The sequence below is a fragment of the Cellvibrio sp. UBA7671 genome (assembly GCA_002483145.1).
Lineage (GTDB): Bacteria > Pseudomonadota > Gammaproteobacteria > Pseudomonadales > Cellvibrionaceae > Cellvibrio > Cellvibrio fibrivorans.
The window spans coordinates 271,096-294,144 of sequence record DLHJ01000016.1; the positions used below are offsets into that span (position 1 = coordinate 271,096).

At 46.1% G+C, this 23,049-nt stretch carries 15 protein-coding genes; 14 read left to right on the forward strand and 1 reads right to left on the reverse strand.

The features are described from left to right. Positions 1 to 4 precede the first annotated feature (4 nt). From B4E62_RS16985 to B4E62_RS16995, 3 genes are all read left to right on the forward strand, one after another. The gene (locus B4E62_RS16985; protein WP_310067775.1) at positions 5 to 1,360 is read left to right on the forward strand and encodes a GntP family permease; all 1,356 of its coding nucleotides are present in this window, start codon (positions 5 to 7) and stop codon (positions 1,358 to 1,360) included. A 19-nt stretch (positions 1,361 to 1,379) separates the two neighbouring features. Next, positions 1,380 to 2,252 carry a MurR/RpiR family transcriptional regulator gene (locus B4E62_RS16990; protein WP_310067774.1) on the forward strand — a complete coding sequence of 291 codons (873 nt, stop codon included), beginning with the start codon at positions 1,380 to 1,382 and terminating at the stop codon, positions 2,250 to 2,252. 64 nt (positions 2,253 to 2,316) lie between these two features. Beyond that, on the forward strand, positions 2,317 to 3,774 hold the full coding sequence (locus B4E62_RS16995) for a D-aminoacylase (protein ID WP_331352893.1): 1,458 nt from the start codon (positions 2,317 to 2,319) through the stop codon (positions 3,772 to 3,774). Here the strand turns inward: B4E62_RS16995 and B4E62_RS17000 are convergent. Next, on the reverse strand, positions 3,768 to 3,917 hold the full coding sequence (locus B4E62_RS17000) for a hypothetical protein (RefSeq protein ID WP_331352894.1): 150 nt from the start codon (positions 3,915 to 3,917) through the stop codon (positions 3,768 to 3,770). The two genes, B4E62_RS16995 and B4E62_RS17000, sit on opposite strands and share 7 nt — an antisense overlap. Positions 3,918 to 3,949: 32 nt before the next feature. On the opposite strand from B4E62_RS17000, the gene B4E62_RS17005 reads away from it, so the two are divergent. The 11 genes from B4E62_RS17005 (at position 3,950) to B4E62_RS17055 (ending at position 23,005) form a co-directional block, all read left to right on the forward strand. Beyond that, on the forward strand, positions 3,950 to 4,339 hold the full coding sequence (locus B4E62_RS17005) for a RidA family protein (RefSeq protein ID WP_310067770.1): 390 nt from the start codon (positions 3,950 to 3,952) through the stop codon (positions 4,337 to 4,339). An 8-nt stretch (positions 4,340 to 4,347) separates the two neighbouring features. Next, positions 4,348 to 6,771, forward strand: coding sequence for a beta-N-acetylhexosaminidase (locus B4E62_RS17010; RefSeq protein ID WP_331352895.1), 2,424 nt, complete (start codon positions 4,348 to 4,350; stop codon positions 6,769 to 6,771). A 287-nt stretch (positions 6,772 to 7,058) separates the two neighbouring features. Further along, on the forward strand, positions 7,059 to 8,219 hold the full coding sequence (locus B4E62_RS17015; protein ID WP_331352896.1) for an AraC family transcriptional regulator: 1,161 nt from the start codon (positions 7,059 to 7,061) through the stop codon (positions 8,217 to 8,219). Positions 8,220 to 8,356: 137 nt separating this feature from the next. Continuing rightward, on the forward strand, positions 8,357 to 9,649 hold the full coding sequence (locus B4E62_RS17020) for a glycosyl hydrolase family 18 protein (RefSeq protein WP_331352897.1): 1,293 nt from the start codon (positions 8,357 to 8,359) through the stop codon (positions 9,647 to 9,649). Continuing rightward, positions 9,649 to 11,205: a tryptophan halogenase family protein gene (locus tag B4E62_RS17025; protein ID WP_331352898.1), complete on the forward strand. Its 1,557-nt coding sequence runs from the start codon at positions 9,649 to 9,651 to the stop codon at positions 11,203 to 11,205. The genes B4E62_RS17020 and B4E62_RS17025 overlap by 1 nt, the downstream gene beginning before the upstream one ends. Further along, the gene (locus B4E62_RS17030) at positions 11,205 to 12,800 is read left to right on the forward strand and encodes a tryptophan 7-halogenase (protein WP_331352899.1); all 1,596 of its coding nucleotides are present in this window, start codon (positions 11,205 to 11,207) and stop codon (positions 12,798 to 12,800) included. The genes B4E62_RS17025 and B4E62_RS17030 overlap by 1 nt, the downstream gene beginning before the upstream one ends. Positions 12,801 to 13,182: 382 nt before the next feature. Beyond that, a complete protein-coding gene (locus B4E62_RS17035) occupies positions 13,183 to 16,470 on the forward strand; it encodes a TonB-dependent receptor (RefSeq protein ID WP_331352900.1) in 3,288 nt (1,095 codons plus the stop codon). 126 nt (positions 16,471 to 16,596) lie between these two features. Next, complete coding sequence (locus B4E62_RS17040; protein ID WP_310067750.1) at positions 16,597 to 18,108, forward strand: tryptophan 7-halogenase; 1,512 nt, start codon at positions 16,597 to 16,599, stop codon at positions 18,106 to 18,108. After that, complete coding sequence (locus B4E62_RS17045) at positions 18,105 to 19,121, forward strand: cupin-like domain-containing protein (RefSeq protein ID WP_331352901.1); 1,017 nt, start codon at positions 18,105 to 18,107, stop codon at positions 19,119 to 19,121. Before B4E62_RS17040 ends, B4E62_RS17045 begins: the two co-directional genes overlap by 4 nt. A gap of 49 nt (positions 19,122 to 19,170) precedes the next feature. Continuing rightward, positions 19,171 to 20,676, forward strand: coding sequence for a tryptophan halogenase family protein (locus B4E62_RS17050; RefSeq protein ID WP_331352902.1), 1,506 nt, complete (start codon positions 19,171 to 19,173; stop codon positions 20,674 to 20,676). A gap of 679 nt (positions 20,677 to 21,355) precedes the next feature. Beyond that, a complete protein-coding gene (locus B4E62_RS17055) occupies positions 21,356 to 23,005 on the forward strand; it encodes a carbohydrate-binding protein (protein ID WP_331352903.1) in 1,650 nt (549 codons plus the stop codon). The last annotated feature ends 44 nt before the right edge of the window (positions 23,006 to 23,049 follow it).

Below are 23,049 nucleotides of genomic sequence, written 5' to 3' on the forward strand. Positions count from 1 at the left end.
TGTTATGGAATTTGCATTGAGCCCTGGCCATTGGTTACTTGTGTACGCCGCCATCAGCATTATCGCGCTGGTGTTATTGATTGCCCGCTACCGCCTCAACCCGTTTATCACGCTGACGTTGGTGTCGCTTGGTTTGGGTTTGATGGCGGGCATTCCCGCCAAAGATGTGGTGTTTGTTTACGAAGCCGGTGTGGGTAAAACCCTCGGCCATATCGCACTGGTGGTTGCGCTCGGCACCATGCTCGGAAAAATGATGGCGGAGTCAGGCGGTGCCGAACAAATCGCGCGCACCATGATCCGTTGGTTCGGCGAAAAAAATGTGCATTGGGCAATGGTGTTTATCGCGTTCCTCGTTGGCTTTCCGATTTTTTTCGAAGTCGGTTTTGTTTTATTAATTCCGATCGCGTTTAACGTTGCACGCCGGACTGGTACTTCGATGTTATTGGTTGGTTTACCGATGGTGGCGGGCTTGTCCGTTGTGCACGGCCTGGTGCCACCGCATCCTGCAGCGATGATTGCGGTAGGTGAATATCAAGCAAATGTTGGACGCACAATTTCTTATGCGCTTTTGGTGGGAATTCCTACGGCGATTATTGCCGGGCCAATTTTTGCAAAATGGATTGCACCGCGCATTCAATTGCCCGCGGTGAATCCGTTGGAAGAGCAATTTATCCACGCCGATGGCGAGCGCCAATTGCCGGGTTTTGGCATTACGCTTGCGACCATTTTATTGCCAGTATTTTTAATGCTGTTGGGTGGTTGGGCAAATTTGATTGCAACACCGGGTACAGCACTGAATGATTTTTTGTTATTTATCGGCAATTCCGTTGTTGCATTATTGATTGCAACCCTCGTGAGTTTTTACACGCTTGGCATTGCGCGTGGATTTAATCGCGATTCGATTTTGAAATTTAGTCACGACTGTCTTGCGCCGACAGCGGGTATCACTTTGCTAGTGGGCGCCGGTGGTGGATTAAATCGTATTTTAGTGGAAGCGGGTATCGCCAAAGAAATTGTGTCTATCTCCTCCGATATGGCTTTGACGCCCTTGATGATGGGTTGGTTAGTGGCGGCATTAATGCGTGTTGCGACGGGTTCTGCAACGGTGGCGATGAGTACCGCTGCGGGAATTGTTGCGCCGATCGCACTGGCGGCAGGTTATCCGCACCCGGAGTTATTGGTGATCGCGACCGGTGCTGGCTCGCTGATTTTGTCGCACGTCAATGACGGCGGCTTCTGGTTAATCAAAGAATATTTCAATATGACCGTGACCCAGACGTTAAAAACCTGGACCGTATTGGAAACAATTATTTCCGTTGTTGCGCTCGGTTTTGTGTCATTGATCGCAGCATTTATCTAAATTGATTTTGGAAAACACTATGACGGGTCTGTTCGATATTGTGTACCACATGCGCGCCAGTCGGGATCGCCTTTCCGCGACTGAGCAAAAAATTGCTGATGCAATTTTAGAGGATATCGCTTTCGCCGCTTCAGCCAGTATTGATCAGTTGGCAGTAAAAGCAGCTGTGAGTATCGCCACTATCTCACGCTTTGCTAAAGCTGTTGGCTGTGAAGATATTCGTGATCTGAAATTAAAACTGGCGCAAGCCAGCGCGGTGGGAACACGCTTTTTATCTGAGGTTCCCGCTGTCGAGGAAAGTGCGTTTTATACCCAGATTTGCAGTGATGTGGAATCAACCCTGCGTGCAAATCTCGCGCGTTTTGTTGAAGAAGATTTCCGCGCAGCTGCTGGATTATTAAATTCCGCGCGCCTGATTTATATCGGAGGTATGGGTGGCGGTTCAACCATGCTGGCCGATGAGGTGCAGTTCCGTATTGCACGTTTGGGTAAAGCAGTAACGGCGTACCACGATCCTGTGTTGCTACGCATGCTTGCAGCAACGCTCACCGAACAAGATGTGTTGGTGCTTTTGTCGGTTACTGGTGTAACGCCGGAATTATTGGAAGTGGCTGATATCGCCCGCGAATATGGCGCGCAGATTATTGTGTTTACTGCACCGCATTCACCCTTGGCAGTCAAAGCCAATATTTTGCTTCCGGTAATGACCGAAGAAACTGATTTTATTTACAAACCATCCGCATCGCGTTACGGCATGTTATTGGCGATCGATATTCTCGCCACTGAATTGGCGCTGGCGCGCAAAAATGAAAGCAAAGAATTATTGCGCCGTGTGAAATTTGCGCTGGATGAATACCGCGGTGGCGATAACCGATTACCGCTCGGTGATTAATGGCTGCGTTTGAAACAGTGTTATTAAAAAACGTTTTTTAAAAAAACGTGATTGGGAGCAGTGGGTGAAGTTCGATCTGATTATTCGCAATGCACAGATTATTGATGGCACAGGTGAGCCTGTGTATAGCGCCGATCTTGCCATTTGTAATGGTGCAATTGCTGCAATAGGCGATTTGTCGGCGGCCGATGCCATGGCGGTGCGTGATGCACAAGGGTTGGTATTGGCTCCCGGTTTTATCGACGTGCATACCCACGACGATCTGCAGGTAATTCACGCACCGCAGATGTTGCCCAAAATTTCGCAGGGTATTACCACGGTAATTGTGGGCAATTGCGGAATCAGCGCAAGCCCGGTGACATTGACCGGTGATCTTCCTGATCCAATGAATTTGCTTGGTGCACCGGATGATTTTAGTTATGCCGATTTTGCCAGCTACAAAAATGCGGTTAATCGTGCGCAGCCTGCGGTGAATGTTGCCGCATTAATTGGCCATACGGCGCTGCGCAATAATCATATGGATCGTTTGGATCGCGTGGCAACACCGGGTGAAATTGAATTGATGCGCGGCCAATTGCGCGAATCGCTAAAAGAGGGGGCGTTGGGTTTATCGTCTGGATTGGCCTATGGTTCAGCCATCGCGAGTAGCACTGAAGAGGTGAAATTATTAGCGGAGGTACTCAATGAAACCGGTGCTGTTTATACCACGCATTTGCGTACCGAATTTGATGAAATTATTGCTGCGCTCGATGAGGCTTTTGAAATTGGTGAGCATGCCAAAGCTCCTATTATCGTGTCGCATTTAAAATGTGCGGGCGCAGGCAACTGGGGACGCAGTGGCGAAGTATTAAAAAAATTGGAAACTGTTGCAAAGACTCATCCAGTGGGTTGCGATTGTTATCCCTACAGTGCCAGTTCATCCACTCTGGATTTGCAACAAGTCACTAACGATTTCGATATCGTGATCACCTGGAGTGAGCCGCATCCGGAACAGGGTGGGAAAAAATTAGCGGAGATTGCAGCTGAATGGGATTTGAACTTGCTTGACACGGCAAAAAAATTGCAACCGGCAGGCGCTGTATATCACGGGATGAGCGAAGCGGATGTACAAAAAATTCTGGCGCATCCACTGACGATGGTGGGTTCCGATGGTTTACCTGTAGATCCGCTACCGCATCCACGTTTGTGGGGCGCATTTCCACGGGTGCTTGGCCATTACAGTCGCGATTTGAAGTTATTTAGTTTGCCCGAAGCGATCCGCAAAATGACACGTATGTCAGCGGATCGTTTTGGTTTGGATGATCGCGGCCGCATCGCAGTGGGTGCTGCCGCTGATTTGGTTTTGTTTGACCCGGTAAAAGTGAAAGACGCCGCCACATTTACCCAGCCGCAACAATTGGCGGAAGGCATTGAAGCCGTTTGGGTAAATGGTGTGTTGAGTTACGCACAAAAAACAGTAACCGGGATACGCGCGGGAAAATTTTTAGCAAGACAACGAGATTTGCGGATTGGGTTTTATTGATAGTTTTTTATCAATTGAATCGTGCGATTTTCTAGCAGGATGAATTCCGGCATGTGTTCGGAGACCGTGCGCAGCATGGATGCTGTGCCCGAGCCTACATGGATGTATTTACGGCGCGTCTCCGAATGAATGACGGAGTTCATCCATGGCACATACTAAATAGGTTAAGAAAAAAATGTCAGAAATAAAGCGTTACGGCGTTGAAGGTGGAAAGGGTACTGGTGGACAGCATTTGCCATTTGCGCGAGCAGCTGGTGCGGATGGTTGGTTGTTTGTGTCTGGCCAGGTGCCCATGGTTAGCGGTGAAATTATCGATGGCGGAATTGTTGCGCAATCGCATCAAACCATTAAAAACCTGCTCGCCATTTTAGCGGAAGCCGGATACGGCCCAGAAGATGTTGTGCGCTGCGGTGTGTGGCTCGATGACCCGCGCGATTTTATGTCGTTCAACCGTGTCTTTATGGAATATTTCGGCGCTAACCCACCAGCACGTGCTTGTGTTGTCTCCAGCATGGTGGTGGATTGCAAGGTAGAAGTAGATTGTGTGGCTTATAAAAAACCTTAAAAAATTTTATGACTAAATACCTATTGCTAGTAACCTGTTTGTTTTGTTCTGTTTGGGTAAATGCCCAAATGGAGCAATTGCTATTGATGCCCTATCCGCAAAAAGTAGAGCGTACGCAGGGGCAATTGGTATTAGGTGAAACAGTAGGTTTTGCAGTGGAAGGGAAAAAATCTGCTGCAACAACTGCGCTTGTGAAAATATTGGGAAAGCGAATTCAACAGCAAACCGGTCAATCTTTACGCTTGAAAAATACAAGTTACAGCAACGCGCAACTATTAATTCGTGTAGAAGATGCACAACCTATTTCTAACTATATCGCTGACTGGGATGAATCCTATCAGCTCAATATCACCGCTGCGAAAATTGAACTAACCGCCAAACAATTGGTAGGTGCACAACGCGGACTGGAAACCCTGTTGCAATTAATCGGTACAGATCAAAAAATATCTTTACCTGTGGTCAGTATAAGTGACCATCCCCGTTTTAAATGGCGGGGATTATTATTGGATACCTCCAGGCACTTCTTTTCTGTTGCCACTATTAAACGCCAGATAGATGCTATGGCCGCCGCAAAATACAACATCTTTCATTGGCATTTGACTGATGATCAAGGCTGGCGTCTTGAATCGAAAAAATATCCAAAACTGCATAAATTGGCATCCGATGGCGAATATTACACACGCAAACAAATTCGCGATGTAGTTGCCTATGCGCGGGCGCGCGGAATTCAGGTGCTACCGGAAATTGATATGCCTGGTCACGCCAGTGCAATTGCTGTGGCTTATCCGGAATTGATGTCGGCTCCCGGCCCTTATGCGATGGAGTATCGCTGGGGCGTACACAAGCCTACTTTAAATCCTGCCAATGAAAAGGTGTATGAATTTGCCGATGCAATCATTGCTGAGGTAACAGAACTATTTCCGTTTGAGTATGTGCATATCGGTGGCGACGAAGTTGACCCTGAGCATTGGAATACCAATCCAGATATTCAGTCGTTTATGAAAGCGCAAGGTCTAAAAGATCATCGCGCTCTGCAAGCCTATTTTAATCAGCGCTTGCAGAAAGTTTTGCAAAAATTTCAGCGAAAAATGATTGGTTGGGACGAAATCCAGCACAAAGATTTGCCTAAAGACATTGTTATTCACTCATGGCGCGGGCCAGACGGTGTAAGCGATGCGGTAAGCCATGGTTTTCAATCCATATTATCAACCGGTTATTACTTTGATCAGGCGCAAACAGGAGCTTATCACTATCGCAATGATCCTGTACCGCCCAAACCAGTAGTGATCGAAAACATTTCGAGTGACGATACAATTCATAGTTGGCGTTTTGAAATGCCACGCAAGCGTGGCAAACCCGTGACAGGTACATTTAGCTTTATCGGTGATGATAAAAATATCCGGCAAGCCTTTATTGATTTCACTGGAAAATCCCGTCGTGAAGTTTTGCTAAAACATTATGCGAAAGAAAATGCGGTATTTTCTTTGGATACCTGGATGGGTCCGGTTGAGTTCCGTGTGAATTTTAGTGCAAATAAAATTCACGGTAATGCGATTGTGGGAAACACGCCTTACGCCATTAGTGGTGAAAAAATCAGCGCTAACTTTTCTTTACAGAATGAGAAAAAAACAACAGCTGTTTATGCACAAAAACAGTTACCCAAAACTGAGTCAGTGGCACATTTAAGTGCAGAACAAGAGGCATTAATACTGGGTGGCGAGGCTGCACTTTGGACTGAGATTGCCGATGAACAGAGTATTGACCTGCGTTTATGGCCGCGTGCATTTATTGTTGCAGAAAGGCTCTGGTCGGCGCGGGATTTGCAAGATGAAAACAGTATGTATGTGCGCCTGAATTCGGTTGCATCCTGGGCAGAGAAATCGATTGGGTTATTGCATCGTCAGCAACAACTTACTGCATTGAAAAAGTTGGCTGGTAAAAATGAAATAACACCAGTGAAATTATTTGCTGACATGTTGGAGCCTGCGCATTACTACCATCGTCAACATGAAAAATCGGCTTACGAAACCTATTCCAAAGCTGATCCGCTGAATCGATTAGTAGACGCATTGCCTGCAGAGAATGAGTATCTGCGCCAGTTCAACCAACGTTTGGACAAGTGGTTGAAAAATCCGCAGGAAAATGCTGATTATTATGCGCTTCGTGCAGAGTTGGGGCAGTGGGCTGCTAATCGTGCGCAGCTGCAGCCGCTGTTGCAATTGCATCCTGAATGGACGTCTCTGGCGAACAAAGTTGATTTGGTGGCTCGCACTTGTCTGGACTTGCTTGATGCACGCGTAAAAACAACCGTGCTTATGCAAAGTGAGCGCAAAAAGGTGATGGAATTGATCCAGCAAGCACAAATGTTGGATCAGGAATTGGTGGTTGCAGTAGCCACTTCGTTGGAAAAAATCCTGAATTCGTTTACATAATCCTGATCAATACATTGCGTTGGTCGGGAAAATTGTAAATGGGATTGACAACGTTGTCCTGCTGGATGTAAGTTGGTGGAGCCAAAAGCTCGAACTTTTGGCTCAGGTGACGAACAATAAATTAAGGTGCGCAGACGTAATAACTCCAGGATGTGGTGCTTAACGCGGGACTCATGAAAGCGATGACCAGGATGAGGGTTATCGGAGCAAGCGGCACGGGGATAGATTACAACTGCGTTAAATATAAATACGTTATCTATGATGACCTGCGCTATCGGTAGACTGATATGGTTGAAGTAGCACTGTTTAATATCAACGATATTTCGCTGTTATTCAGCGGGTTTCTTGCAATAGTTCTCGCGTGCCTGTTGTTTTTTACCCAACAGCAGGGGCGCATCAAACAAGTTTATTGGCAGTTATTGGCACTGTTTTTTTTCCTGGGCGCATTGCGTACTTTTGATACGCTGGTCTATTGGAATATTAATGTGCGCGATACCTTGTCATTGGTATCGGCTAATTTTTTCTTTCTGTTCGGATTTGCGTTTTTTCTGCAGGGACCTTTGTTGTTCTGGTTTACGCGCGCGGCAATTTTTCGCGATTTTGCATTAACCAAACGCGATGCTTTGCATTTGATCCCAGCGGTTTGCTACCCGATCTATATTTATCAAATTTTTCACCAGCTACCAACCGAAAAAAAATTGCAGTATGTGCACGATTGGTCCCATGTAACTGGCGATCCCTACTTCGAAGGTTTGATCTGGGCGCAGCGCTTGGCCTTGTTTTTATACAGTTTGCTGTGCGCGTATCAACTGCATCAATACATTCACCATTTGCGTGCGCATCACTGCGTGCTGAACAAGGTGGATTTGCAATGGTTGAAATTATTAGTGATTGGCTTTTTCGCGATTAATTGCTGGACCTTGCTGACACTGGTTGATACTCGTTTCATCAATTTGTTAAGCGCAGAGTTTTTGGGAGAGTTTGAAAGTCACTTCTATCTCATTTATATGAGTGTGCTGGTGGTGTATTTGCTGAAAAACTCCAATGGTTTTTCTGATATCCAGATCGAGCACACCATCGCGCCTGAGCCGCTGCCGGAAGAACCGCAGCAACAGTTGGTGGAAAAACTGACGGATTTTATGGAGCAGAATAAACCGTATCTAGAGCCGCACATTACGGTTGAGCGGTTGGCGATTAAATTAAATGTCTCGCCCAAGTTGCTGTCTTGCACCATCAACAACCAAATGCACATGAATTTTTTTGAGTTGATTGGTACCTATCGCGTCGCGGAAGCCAAAAAGCGTTTGGCAGATTCTGAATTGCGCCAAAAGCCGATCAGCGAAATTATGAAAAGTTGCGGTTTCAATAGTAAATCGGTCTTTAACCAGGCGTTTAAGAAAACCGTAGGTGTAACACCGAGCCATTACCGGCAGCAGCATTTGCATTAATGCAGCGGTGACAAGGTAATACTTTTGGTAGTTCAGGTTTTAGTTTGGGGTTGCCTGTAGCGCGGGTTTTGATGGGGCTGTTACTAATTTCAGCTTCATTACAAATAGGTGTAATGAGTTAAGCGGTGGAGCTAACTGTGAAAGACATCATCAAACACTCAATTATTGTGATAGCGCGACGCATGGCGTTTGTGTCCAGCATTTTTATGTTCTGTATGTGCTCAATTAATTTGTGGGCCAGCAGTGTTGCAGCAGAAACCAAGGTGATTGGCTATATCGCCAGCTTTACCGATATGAAAGCGGCAATCGACAAAACCGATTTGAGCAAACTGACTCATATTAATTTGTCGTTCACCAACCCCAATGCGCAAGGCAAGTTGGTCGATAACGGTGTTATGACCTGTATGCCTGGTAGGGCAGGCGGCAATGTCAGTGCTGCAGAAGTGCGCTATGTCATCAACAAAGCCCAAGCGGCGGGCGTGAAAGTGTTGGCATCGGTGGCCGGTGGTGTGATTCCCGCATGCTCAGGCAATTGGGAGACATTATTGCAACCCGCTAATCGCCAGGCATTGGTCGATAACCTGATTGCCTTTATGGAAGAGTTTGGTTTGGATGGTATCGATGTGGATATCGAAGGTTGGCTACTCACCAATATCGATAACGCTGGTAATTACACGCCATTTATCCAAGCACTTTCTGCGCAATTGGTTGCACGGAATAAATTACTGACCTGTGCGACGGCATCCTATGTTGGCGGCATGATCCCTGTTTCATCCATTCCCTATTTTGATTTCGTCAACATCATGTCGTACGACGCGATCGGCCCAAGTTGGGGACCAGCGGGCGCACAACACTCCCCTTATTCGATGGCGGTTGATCATGTGAATTTGTGGAAAAACCGCGGCCTCACCAAAGAGCAATTAGTCTTGGGCGTGCCTTTTTATGGTTACGGATTTGGTACTTATAAATCCGATTACACCTACGCCAGTATTCTCGCTGAATTTGGCGCAGACGCAGCGACTAAAGATTTAATTGGCAATGCCTGTGCCGGTTGCAATTACATCACCTACAACGGCGCGGCAACTATTAAAGCCAAAACGCAACTCGGTCTGGAGCATGGCTCGGGCATTATGATTTGGGAATTGTCGCAAGATGCAGCGGGCGCTAATAGTTTATTAAAAGTGATTGATGATGAAATCAATCAATCATCATCCAGCAGTTCATCATCTGTTACCGCAGTTGCAAGTTCAGTGGCCGTGTCTTCTGTTGCACCTATAGCTTCATCGGTTGTGGCTTCATCATCGCAGACAGCGAGTAACAACAAATCATCCGGTGGTGGTAGCACAGGTTTGTTGGAGATTGTGTTGCTGTCTTTGTTGGTGCTTTCCCTGCAAATATCTTCATTTGCGCACATTGGTAAGAAGGCCTAATGATGAACAGCTTGCGTAATCTGGTTATTGTGGGCGGCGGCACTTCCGGTTGGATGACGGCGGCTGCGCTCGCAAAATTTTTGCATCCGCAACAATACCAGATCACGTTAGTAGAATCAGATGCGATAGGCACAGTGGGAGTTGGTGAGGCTACTGTGCCGCACATTCGTTATTTCAACGAAGTGCTAGGCATTGATGAAAATGAATTTATGAAAAAAACCAATGCCACTTACAAGTTGGGCATTGAGTTTTCCAATTGGGGAAAGTTGGGCGATGCCTATATCCATCCCTTTGGTGTCTATGGGCAATCGCGCAATGACATCAGCTTTCATCATTACTGGTTAAAGTTGCAACAACTGGGTGACGCGGGTTCGATCAGCGACTATTCCGTTGGTGTTGTCGCCGCAGCGGCAGAAAAATTTGCTTATCCAGCGTCTGATCCGCGTTCGCTGTTCTCCAAATACAGCTACGCCTTTCATATCGATGCATCACTCTATGCTGGCTTTTTGCGCGACTACAGTATTGCGCGCGGTGTTAAACGTATTGAGGGAAAAATTGACCAGGTCAATCAACGCCCTGACAGTGAATCTATTCAATCGGTGCAGCTTGCCTCGGGTGAAATACTCGCAGGCGATTTGTTTATCGATTGCTCCGGTTTTCGCGGCCTGTTGATAAATGAAACCTTAAAAACCGGATTTGAAGATTGGAGCCACTGGCTCCCTTGCGATCGCGCCATCGCCGTGCCTTCCGCTAAAACGCGCGAACCTCTGCCGTATACCAAAGCGATCGCGCGTGCAGCGGGTTGGCAGTGGCGGATTCCGCTGCAAAGCCGCACCGGTAATGGTCAGGTTTATTCGAGCAAATATATTAGCGACGACGAAGTTGCAAATAGTTTGTTAACTAATTTGGATGGTGAACCATTAGCCAACCTAAATTATTTGCGTTTTAAAACCGGCCGCCGCGTTAAATGCTGGAATAAAAATTGTGTTGCTATAGGCCTCTCCAGTGGCTTTTTAGAGCCTTTGGAATCCACCAGTATTTATTTAATCCAAGTGGCGATTATGAAATTGGTGGAATTTTTTCCTTATGCAGATATGGAGGCGGCTAATACTGATGAGTTCAACCGCGATATGGCTAACGAATATGAGCGCATCCGCGATTTTCTTATCCTCCATTATCATGCTACCGCGCGCGATGATTCGGCATTCTGGAATTATTGTCGCACGATGGAGATTCCGCAGAGCCTCGCTTACAAAATGGATTTGTTTCGTGAACAGGGACATGTCGAGCGCTATAAACGCGGCATGTTTTTAGAGCCGAGTTGGGTGGCGGTTTATATGGGACAGGGAATTTTCCCTAAAACATATCATCCTCTCGTTAATGCTCAGGAGCCGGCACAATTGCAACAGCAATTGCATGCAATGCGCGACACCATTATTGCCGGTGTGCGCGCTATGCCCGGTCATGCAGAGAGTATCAAACGCTATTGCCATGGCGACACTTCAGAAAAATCCTGGCCGCCTGCTGCCATGAGTTTGTATGGAGTATTTTCATAATGATTAACTCCACTGATTTTCAACACACACCGATCAAACGCATCGCTATTTTAGGTGGTGGTATGACCGGCTGGACCGTGGCTGCTGCCTTGGCCAATGGCCTGCGTGGCATCGGCATTGACATTGTGTTGATCGATAACGCGCAGCAAACCGAAACAGATTTGCACTGCGAAGCGACAATGCCAGCCTGCGTCGCATTTCATCAATGGCTTGGTGTGACTGAGAAAGAGTTGGTCGCCCGCACGGGTGCCAGTTTTTTATTAGCCACGCAATTTAATGCATGGGCTGATCAGCAACAGCAATATTTTATGCCCTTTGGCGATCACGGTTTTATGCTTAACCGGATCGAGTTTCCCCAGTATGTAATCGGCCGCTATCTGCAGGGTAAGCCAGTTAATTATGATGATTATTCATTGGCAGCTGTGGCCGCAAAAGCCGGGCGTTTTTGCCATCCCTCTGCACAAGATACATCACTTTTTTCCACGCTCAGTTATGGCTTAACCTTAAATACTTTTGCTTACTTCAACTATTTGCGCGAGCGTGCAGTGCAATCTGGTGTTGCTCATGTGATTGCAGAGGCGAGCACATTGAAGCTCAATAGCGATGGCTATATTGAGTCAATTACGCTCAATCACATTCACGGTGCTCTTGCGAATACTCCAGTAGCGTCGCAATGGATTGGCAGTGACGGGCTGGTCGCCGCCGATTTTTATATTGATTGCACTGGAGCTCAGGGAAACGTCATTGGCAAAGCTTTACATGTGGAATGGCAATCACTCAGTGGCCAATTACCGGTAACCCATGTTATCAATCACGTGCAACCAATATCCCAAGCGCAATCAATTCCATCCAGGCGCGAATTGCTTACGGGAGCTGCGGGTTGGATACAAAATCTATCCAGCCAAACTCACACTGAGCAACAGTATTTTTATCACTCCAGCTTCACCAGTGCAGAACAGGCGCGCATTGCCATAGGTGCTGCTGAAAGCGCACAGGCCAAACCAATCAGTATCGGTAGACGCGAAAAATTTTGGCACAAAAACTGTGTTGCGATTGGCGAGTCTGCAGGCAATCTTGATGTTCAAGGCGCAGGAAAATTACATCTGGTGCAAAGCGCGATACTGCGTTTTATTAGTTTGTTCCCCGCGCGAATGGCAGCCGATTTTAATGCGGCAGAATATAACCGCCTCACCAACCTCGAATACGATCACATCGAAGATTTTCATAGCTTGCATTATCAACTTGCTGCGACGCAAGACACTGCATATTGGCAGCAGCTTGCACGTGTAACCTTGTCCGACAGGTTGTTGCATAAACTGGATTTGTTTAAGAAGCGCGGTCTTGTGGCTTTTTATGAAGGTGAAACATTTTCTTCCGGTGTATGGACATCTTTATTGCTGGGCAATGGTTTTTGGCCACAGCGCTATGACCCGCTGATCCACTCTACGGATGCACAGTGGGTTGAACTGCAACTGGAAAAAATGGAAAAAATGATGCGCAGCGCAGCTGAGGCTATGCCTACACAATCTGCGTATTTGTACAAACAGAAATTTACTGCAGAAATCGATATCAGATCTGCGGCAAATAGTAATTAGTCATGCTAACTATAACGCATGGTGTTAAGAACATTGGCTGGGTTGTTGCGAGAATGTATTGGATTATTCAAGTGTCAGCTTTTGTGAATGCATCCACATTTTTAAGTGGTTTTAAGTGAAAAGTTCGACTTTTGGTAATTAATAGTTCGATTTTTCATTGTGTATAGAATCACAAAAATGTGGGTGTTAAATTCGGACGCTACTCCGTTTTATGTTTTAAGTAGTAAACGCTTTTTTCGCTTTTTAGCTTTGGCAAAAAATGTAAAAAACGTATGTTTTGCAGTCAAGAAATAAATGGAGTGTTCAATTAGATGCGTATAGCAATCTCCACCTATACGTTTCCGTGGGTTTAATACGAGAGAAAACAACTAAGGGGTTGGATATGTTTACAAGTAAAAACAACATGACAGAAATGTCGGGCAAACGATTCAAAAAATCGTTGCTTGCTGTATCAATCGTTGCGCTGAGTGTGCCAACGTTTGCGCAAGACAACAAACCTGCTGATGAAAATCTGGAAGAGGTTGTTGTTACGGGTATGCGCAGCAGTCTTGATACTGCACAAGAATTAAAACGTAATGCGGATACTGTAAAAGATGTAATCACTGCATCCGATATCGGCGCATTGCCGGATAAATCAGTTACTGAAGCATTGCAACGTGTTCCTGGTGTAACCATCGAGCGTTTTGCTTCTTCTGATGACCCCAAGCACTATGCGGATGAAGGTACTGGTGTGTTGGTGCGTGGTCTGGATCGTGTACGTTCAGAAATTAACGGCCGCGATGCATTCAGTGCTAACCCATGGGGTGGTCTGAGCTATGAAGATTTCCCGGCAGAATTATTGGGTGCAGTAGAAGTTGTTAAGAACCAAACTGCGGACCTAATCTCTGGTGGTATCGCAGGTACCGTTAACCTGATTACCCGTAAACCATTTGATTCGGATGAGCGTTTGCTGTCTTTCAATGCAAAAGCTAACTACGGCGATTTCCGTGAAGAAGTGACTCCCTCTTTCTCTGCGCTGTTTGCCGATAGCTGGGAAACCAGTGCGGGTAAATTTGGTTTCTTGCTGGCGGGATCTCAGTCTGAGTATCAATCGCGTGGCGATGGCGTAGGCTTGGGTAATTTCCAGAGCCGTGGCCCTGTTGATACTTTCTCCTATGACGTATGGGGAACTCCTGCTCCCGGTGTTGTAAGTGGCGGTTATTCTCACCCATGTATGCCTGAAGCGACTGACTGGCGTGCTTGTACTCCCGCGCAGCTGGCTGATGGAGCGAAAAAATATACTGAAGACGATGCAGCAGCTTATGTGCCGAAGTATGAAGGTACCGCCATTACTGGTCAGCCAGATGGTGTGACTTATTACACGCCGTCACAGATCCATATGAGCACCGCTGAAAACGACCGCGAGCGCACCGGTTTTACCACCTCGCTGCAGTGGGCGAACGCCGATGAAACCGTTACGGCAACCTTGGAGCACATCAACTCTAAAGCGTCTCTGGAATGGCAAGAGCGTCGAGTGGGTCATGCGGCTCAGGGCTTTAAAGGTTTTATGGCCGGATCTCACGATTGGCTGGATCAATCTGCTGAAGGTCGCCCGCGCACCTTTGATGAAAGAGGGCATTTAACATCGGGTGTTGGTGTAGGTATTAGCGGTGATGTACCACTGTTATACATCACGCGTTGGAATTACAACGAAAATACGGTTGAAGATACATCGTTCAATTTGGCGTTGACACCAAATGATCGCTTGACCGTTGAGCTTGATTACCAACATATCGATTCTGAAAAGTTGGTACATAACTACAGCATGTCTGGTCAAACTCGCGGTGGTTCTGCTGCTGTTGGTAAGTTATTGCCGTATTACCTGGATTTGCGTGGCGATGTCCCCAGTATTGAGTTCTTGAGTGATACCGATTTTACTGGCTGGATTGATCAAGCCGCATTCCAACCCGAGGTATTTATCGGTTCAGGTATGCAGCAAGAAGAGCTCAACAACGCTAAAGCAGATGCCGTTAAAATTGATGTGGAGTACGCGCTGGATGGCATCATGACAGCTGTTAAGAGTGGTGTTTATTACACGGATAAAACCCTCACTGTGCGTGACACCGAATATGCCGGTTGGTCTCCAATTTCTACCCCTTGGGTCAATGAGCAGCGCGTTGCATCTGCTGCTGTGAATCGCCCTGAGCTTTATGACCGTGTTGACTTTTCCGATTACTACAACGGCAAAGTTCTGAACGGTGGAGTGGAAAGCTTCCTGTTCCCAAGCCTCAACCTGGTGAAGAATTATCCTCAATCACTGCGCGATGGCTGTGCAGATGGTTGGTCTACCGTAGGTGATTCTGCGGGTAACGCAGCCGATGGCAGTGGCGGTTGTGCAGTTCCTTATGAAGATATGGAAGGCCGCAATAGTCATTTCGCGGATCACGATGTGAGTGAGTCTAACGAAAAACGCACAGAGTTCTATGTGCGTGGTGACTTTGAATTCGCAGATCTGTCAACACCGATCAAAGGTAATCTCGGCCTGCGTTATGTCAATTATCAGTTGGAATCTACCGGCTTTACAGTGTTGCCAGCAACCACCAGCCGTGGTGGTAATCAAACAGCTGCGTTCCTGGAAGCTGAATACAAGGCCATTTATGATCTTGCCAGCGGTGAATCCCTCCAAACTACAGTTGAAGGTACTGATTACGACACAGTGTTGCCGAGCTTGAACCTGACCTTTGGCGTTGCTGAGGATGTGGTAGTTCGTTTTGGTGCATCGCAAGGGCTTTACTATCCTAGCTTGACTGATACCCGCAACCGTATGATTGTCGGTCTGGAGGTTGATCCAACCCTTCAGGATGAGTCCAAGCCACAAAGTGAGACCACCAACCCGGTTATTGGTATCGACAGTGTTTCCCTGAATGCCGAAGCCAGCAACCCTTTCCTGAAGCCTGAAGAGTCGGTCAATTTTGACTTGACTACAGAATGGTACTTTGCGAAAGCGGGTTCAGTGACTGTGGGTCTATTCCACAAAGAGCTGGACAATATTATCCGTAACAGAGGGTTTGACCTGGAGATCGAGCACGAAGGGACAATGCATACTCTCGCTGCCTACGGTCCTGCCAACACTGGCTCAGGTACCATCCGCGGTGCAGAATTCTCCTACTCACAGTTCTACGATATGTTGCCCGGTGCTTGGAGTGGTTTAGGTCTGCAATTGAACTATACCTATATTGACCAGAATGGTTTGGAAGATCCAAATGGTGCAGTAGGGCCAAGTACTCGTTTCAACTCAGCCGGTCAGCCGATTGTGGATGAGCGCAATACTTTCCGTGTATTCAGCGGTCTGCCACTGCAAGGTTACTCCGACGAAAACCTGAACGTTGTTGGTATGTATGAATACAACGATATCTCGTTCCGTCTGGCTTACACCTGGCGCTCTGAGTACTTGCTGACCTTGCGTGAATCTGAAGACTTTGCTCCAGTTTATGCAAAAGCGGCAGGCATGATGGATGCGAGCTTGTATTACACCATTAACGATAACTGGAAAGTGGGTGTCGAGGGCAGCAACTTGCTCAATACCGAAACCAAAACTGTTTATCAAATGAATCAGGAAGGCATGAAAACTGACGCGTTGAACTTTACTACCGACCGTCGCTATGCACTGAGTGTTCGCGCAACCTTCTAAACTGCTACTGTCTATTAGAAAGAGCTATTTAGATGTTGTATAGAAAAGCGCGCAGCAATTTTACTGCGCGCTTTTTTTATGGTTGCTAATATGGTTATTTAAAACCTCATTGAAAAGATACTTGCGATGCAAAAAAACAACCTTAATTCGATCTGTATTGTTGGCGGTGGTACTGCAGGTTGGATGGCAGCAAGTTTACTTTCCTCTGCACTGCAAGGTAGCCAAATAAAAATCACGGTAATTGAATCGCCGGATATTGCTACCATTGGTGTGGGCGAATCAACAGTGCCCTCTATTATGGATTTTTTGCGAACATGCCAAATCAACCTTAAAGAGTTTGCTGAAGCAACTTCGGCAACATTCAAGTTAGGCATACGCTTTGATGACTGGCTAGAGCCAGGAGCGCAATTTTTTCATCCTTTTGGTCGTGTCGGACAGGATGTTAATGGTTTTGAGTTTTATCAGCTGTGGTTAAAAAATGTCATTGACGGTAAAGCTACTCGTTGGCTTGACCATTCTCCTTGCGCAATCATGGCCGAGAATCAGCGCTTCATGCTTCGCCCGCCCCCGCAACAGAACTGGGTTTTGAACAGTTACAGCCATGCTTTGCATCTGGATGCAATATTAGCTGCGCGCTATTTGCGTGAGCTTTCCCAAAAGCGCGGGATAGAGAGAATAGAGGCTACCGTGGATAAAGTTGTGGTTGATGAGCGACAATTTATCCGCTCTCTTGAATTGAACAGTGGCACAACTGTTACGAGTGATTTTTTTATTGATTGTACTGGCTTCAAGGGGCTGCTGATTGAAGGTGCCCTGAACATTGGGTATGAAGATTGGACGCATTATTTGCCTTGTAACCGCGCTGTTGCAGTGCAGACAGAAAATACTAGTGGCTTGCATCCTTTTACTGTTGCTACTGCGCGTGAGGCGGGGTGGACCTGGAAAATTCCATTGCAACATCGCACGGGTAATGGCTATGTGTTTTCAAGCCAATACTGCACTGACGAACAAGCGACTGATACCTTGCTTAAGGCGGTCAATGGAAAATTGCTCAATGAACCGCGAATCATTCCTTTTACGACCGGACGACGTAAAAAAATATGGCACAACAATTGTTTGGCCTTGGGGCTTGCGTCCGGGTTCCTTGAGCCATTGGAATCCACTGCGATTCATCTGGTGCATAAAACCCTGGTTCATTTTGTCCGTCACTTTCCTGATCAGGATTTTGAATCCCATACAGAACAAGCATTTAATCAAAAAATAAATATTGATTATCAAGAAATTCGCGATTTTATTATTTTGCATTATTGCATCAGCGGCCGCGATGATACGGAGTTCTGGCGTTGGTGTAAGACTATGCCGGTGCCTGATTCCTTGCGTGAAAAAATCTGTTTATTTCGTGAACGTGGTCAGATAGAGCACATTCCCGGGCAGTTTTTCACCATTGATAGCTGGTGTTCGATTCTTGAAGGTATGAAAGTGCGCCCGAAAAAATACCACCCGTTAGTGGATGCATTTGATGAGCAGTATATGGTGACATTGATGCAAGAGAGTGCACATAATGTCCGGGATACCGTCATGAAAATGCCGTCCCACAGCGATTATATCCAACAGTATTGCGCTGTTAAAAAATCATGAACACCTATAAGCCTATTGCGGAATACCACAATCTTTCTGCGCAGCAATTTTTTGACGAGATTGCGCCCGCGCAGCAACCCATCGTGATCCGCAATTTTTCGGGACACTGGCCGTTGGTGGCGGCTGCGAAAAAATCGCCGCAGGATTTTGCTTCATACCTATTGCGCTTTTATACCGGTCAAAAGGCCAGAATTTTTGTTGCCCCTCCCGCAGCCAATAAACGTTTTTTTTATAACGACGATCTGACCGATGTGAATTACATCAGCGGGGAGGAGCGGGTAGATTTATTTTTAGGTCGCTTGCTGGAGCTAATGGATAGAGAAATCTACCCGGCTATTTCCATGCAAAATTCTTCTCCAAGTGAAATATTGCCAGGTTTAAGTGATGAAAATAGTTCTGTTTTTTTTCCCGCTACAGAACAGCATCTATGGGTTGGTAATGAGGGCATTGTCAGTGCTCATTACGATGGTGCAGATAATATAGCCTGCGTTGTTGCCGGGAAGAGGCGTTTTACATTATTTCCCCCGGATCAAACCGGCAATTTATACCCCGGGCCACTCAATTTCACACCAGCGGGTGCACCCGTTAGTTTGGTCGATTTATATGCGCCGGATTTTGAACGTTATCCATTATTCAAAACGGCATTGGCTAATGCCTACTCCGTAGAACTTGAACCGGGTGATGCGATTTTTATTCCTATGCTCTGGTGGCATCATGTTGAGTCTCTGGCAAAAGTGAATGCATTGATTAACTATTGGTGGAATGGATCTGCAGTCAAAGGTGCGACATCGCCTAGCCCTATCGACAGTTTAAATATTGCATTGCTGGCCATGCGCGATTTAACGCCGAATCAGCGCAATGCATGGCGTTATATGTTTGATCATTATTTATTTAAACAGGGCATTGATCCTGCATCCTATATTCCTGAACATCAGCAGCATCTGTTAGGAAAGCTATCGTTAGATTATGTACGAGCCATCAAAGATTATTTTATTGAAAAGTTAAAAAAATAGTGATTGCAAAAAAATACCAACGCCAAGCATCCAAAGTGAATTTATCTATATGACAAGCGCAGCAAAAAAACCAAAAAAAGTTCTCATTGTTGGCGGTGGTACTGCTGGCTGGATGGCTGCCAATTTATTAGCAGTACACTGGCGTGATGTTGATATCAGCTTGCTTGAATCTAGTGATATTGGAATCATCGGTGTGGGAGAAGGATCGACACCACATTTAAAATTCTTTTTTGATGAAGTGGGTATTGACGAATCAGACTGGATGCCGCGCTGCAACGCAACCTATAAAAATGGAATTACCTTTACTAACTGGTCGTTGATCCCTGGTTTTGAATCCTATTTTCATCCCTTTCCTGCGCAGACGGATGATATTTTTACTGTCCCGGCATTTTTTAACAATATTAACGCTCGCATGCAGGGCTACAACACAAATGCACATCCAGACCCTTATTTTTTAGAAACCTATATTACCCAACAAAATCTTGGGCCTATACCCACGGAAAATTTTCCATTTGGCGTTGCCTACGGATACCACTTCGATTCAGGTTTATTGGGGCAATATCTGGCTGAAAAAGCGATTAGTAGAGGCGTTAATCGCATTTTTGGCACAGTGACAGAAGTGCTCATGCATCCAACTGGTGAGTTGGCTTCGGTGCGCTTGGATGATGATAGCCTTTTATCAGCAGATTTCTTTATTGATTGCTCGGGCTTCAAGTCTTTGCTACTACAGGGGGCTTTAAAGGCCACCTATATCAGTTTTAAAGAAAACTTGTTTAATAATGCGGCGGTAGTCATGCCGACGCCAATCTCTGAAATCATTCCGCCCGAAACCAAATCAACTGCTCTTTCAAATGGCTGGGCATGGAAAATTCCATTAACCAATCGCTATGGTAATGGTTACGTATATAGCGCGGATTATATTACGCCTGAACAAGCTGAAACAGAATTAAGGCAGCATTTAGGGTTGCTCGATAATGATGTTGCAGCCAGACATCTGCAGATGAAAGTGGGTCGTGTCGAAAAACACTGGGAAAAAAATTGCGTAGCGATAGGTTTATCACAGGGTTTTATTGAGCCATTAGAGGCGACTGCGCTTGCCTTATCTTTCAACACTATATCGGGGTTTATAAAGTCTTACGAACAAGGCGGATATACCAATCAATTCGAAGATGCATTTAATAAAGAAATTAATGCAAGATTTGATGGAGTCAGGGATTACATTGTGTGCCATTACAAGGTTAATCAACGAACAGATTCCGAATATTGGAAGGATAATGCTGCGAATACACACTTGTCAGAAACACTAAACCAAATTCTTCACTTTTGGTACAGGGGCGGTGATTTTGCCAAAAACATGTATACGAATAATCTGGTGGGCAGTTATCAGCCCAAATCATGGGCGTGTCTGTTGGCGGGTTATGGTGTTTTCCCTCCTTTAAGGTCTGATGAGAAAAGCACCCAATTTAAATCCGGGCAAGATATGACGCAATTGGCTGACTTTATTCGCAGGTGTGGATTGAACTTTAAAAAGCATAACGAATTACTTATCCGATAGGGCTTCTTTGTTATAAAAAGGTTTGATATTCAGCTTCCAGGTTCGACTTTTATCCCCGCCTAAACTATACATTGCCGCTGCTTCAGCCCGATGCTAACGTGACAATACAGTCTATGCACTCGGGTTTCTTGGTATAAATGTTATGAGTGTCCATTTGAATTCTAACTGTGAATTGGTAAATCCAAAGCGCAATCAGTATCAAAAAGCTAGGTGGTTAAACTCATCTTACTTTGTTAATTGTTGTTTGTTTTTGATGTTCCTTGGAATGCTATTAGTTAGCTGAGCAAATCGTAATTACCCCTTTGATTTGCCCTTGTTTCCCGTGACTTGCCAGAACCCAGTTCTGGCTTTTTTTTGCGTGCATGTTTAACCGGAATTGCTTGTCATTACCTTGGTGATGCATGTCGCGCTATTTCATCCCACTCTTATGTTGCCCAAAGTGGTTCGTTTGCTTAACGACAATCCGTTGTTTGCTCATTCGTTTCATTCATCATCACAATAAATCCCACTTTAGTGCGCAAAGTGTGACTTTATGGCGTTTGGGTGTGAGTTTAGGCCTGTTGTTGTGAGTGTGTTGCGAGCGTTTTTGGTGAGTGTTAGTTTGCTTCCGTGATGATTTTATTTCTCAGAGGTTTTAATCGGTCGCTCACCACTAATAACGTAAAGAGGTTAATCGCAAATGCGCGCACTTCATCAAACCAATCATGGATCGGGATTCATCCCAACAGCCATTCGGCAATGGATTTGTGCTGGCCTTGGGTTAGTTGCCCTCACTGGTTTTTCTTCGATTGCCCAAGCGCAAACGAAAGTTGTTGGTTACATTCCGTCGTACAAAAATATGCCAGCGGTAATTGATCGCACTGATTTGAGCAAACTTACCCATCTCAACTTATCATTTTTAAATCCCAATGCCAGCGGCGCGGTCACCAGTGGTGGCAATCCGGTGTGTATGGAAGGGGCGAGCGCGAGCGATATTAATTATGTAGTCAATAAAGCCCACCAAGCCGGCGTGAAAGTATTGGTGTCGGTGGCGGGCGGTGTACTGCCGCCTTGCTCAGGCAATTGGCAAACACTATTGCAGCCGGCGAACCGCGCCACTATCGTCAATAACCTGCTGCAATTCGTGAGCACTTTTAATCTCGATGGTTTGGATATCGATATTGAAGGCGTAGTACTTACCAACATTGATAACGCCGGAAATTACACACCATTTATTCAAGCTCTGCGTAATGGCTTACCTGCCGGAAAGCTATTAACCTCGGCGACTGCCTCTTATGTCGGTGGAATGGTGCCCACATCATCGCTGCCCTATTTTGATTTTGTAAACATTATGTCGTACGACGCGATTGGCCCGGGTTGGGGGCCAGCCGGTGTTGAGCACTCACCTTATTCGATGGCGGTATCCGATATTAATATCTGGAAAGCACGCGGCCTCACCAAGCAAAAAATGGTGTTAGGTGTTCCATTTTACGGTTACGGATTTAATGGTTACGCGGCCGCTTACGATTTCAATTCCATCGTCAGTCAATTTGGTGCGGGTGCTGCGCAAGCAGATGTGATCGGCACTCGCTGCGCCGGTTGCAGTTACATTACCTACAACGGCATTCCCACCATCCGCAGCAAAACCCAACTGGCTCTGCAAGAAGGTTCGGGTGTAATGATCTGGGAATTGTCGCAAGATGTTGCCGGTGCAAATAGTTTGCTTGCTGCGATTCACAGTCAAATTGGCAATGGTGGTGGTTCGAGCTCATCAACGCCAACCAGTTGCCCTGCATGGGTAAGCGGACAAAATTATGCGGTGGGCGATAAAGTGACTTATCAAGGCGGTTACTACATCGCTGAATACGCGAACCCGGGTTACATCCCCAATGTGAGCACTTATTTCTGGGAGCCGATTGCCGCATCGGCATGTGGCGGAACATCGTCTTCAAGTTCATCAACTGCTGCATTCACTCGCTTGATTCAAGCAGAGGCCTATACCGCGATGAGTGGTGTGCAACTTGAGGCTACGACTGACACCGGCGGCGGACAAAATGTAGGTTGGATTGATGCAAATGACTGGATGGCACATGCCAATATTAATTTCCCCAGTAGCGGCACTTACAAAGTGGAATACCGTGTAGCGAGTGTAAGCGGTTCACGTGTATCACTCGATTTAAATGCCGGTGCGATTCAATTGGGGCAAGTGAATATTCCTGCAACTGGAGGCTGGCAAACCTGGGCTACTGTTTCACATAACGTGTCGATTAATGCGGGCACTTATAGTGTAGGAATTTTTGCACCACAGGGTGGTTGGAATCTTAACTGGATCAGATTTACCAAATTGTAATTGCATTACGTCATTACGTTATTTTTTGTTTTTCTCCCCGGACT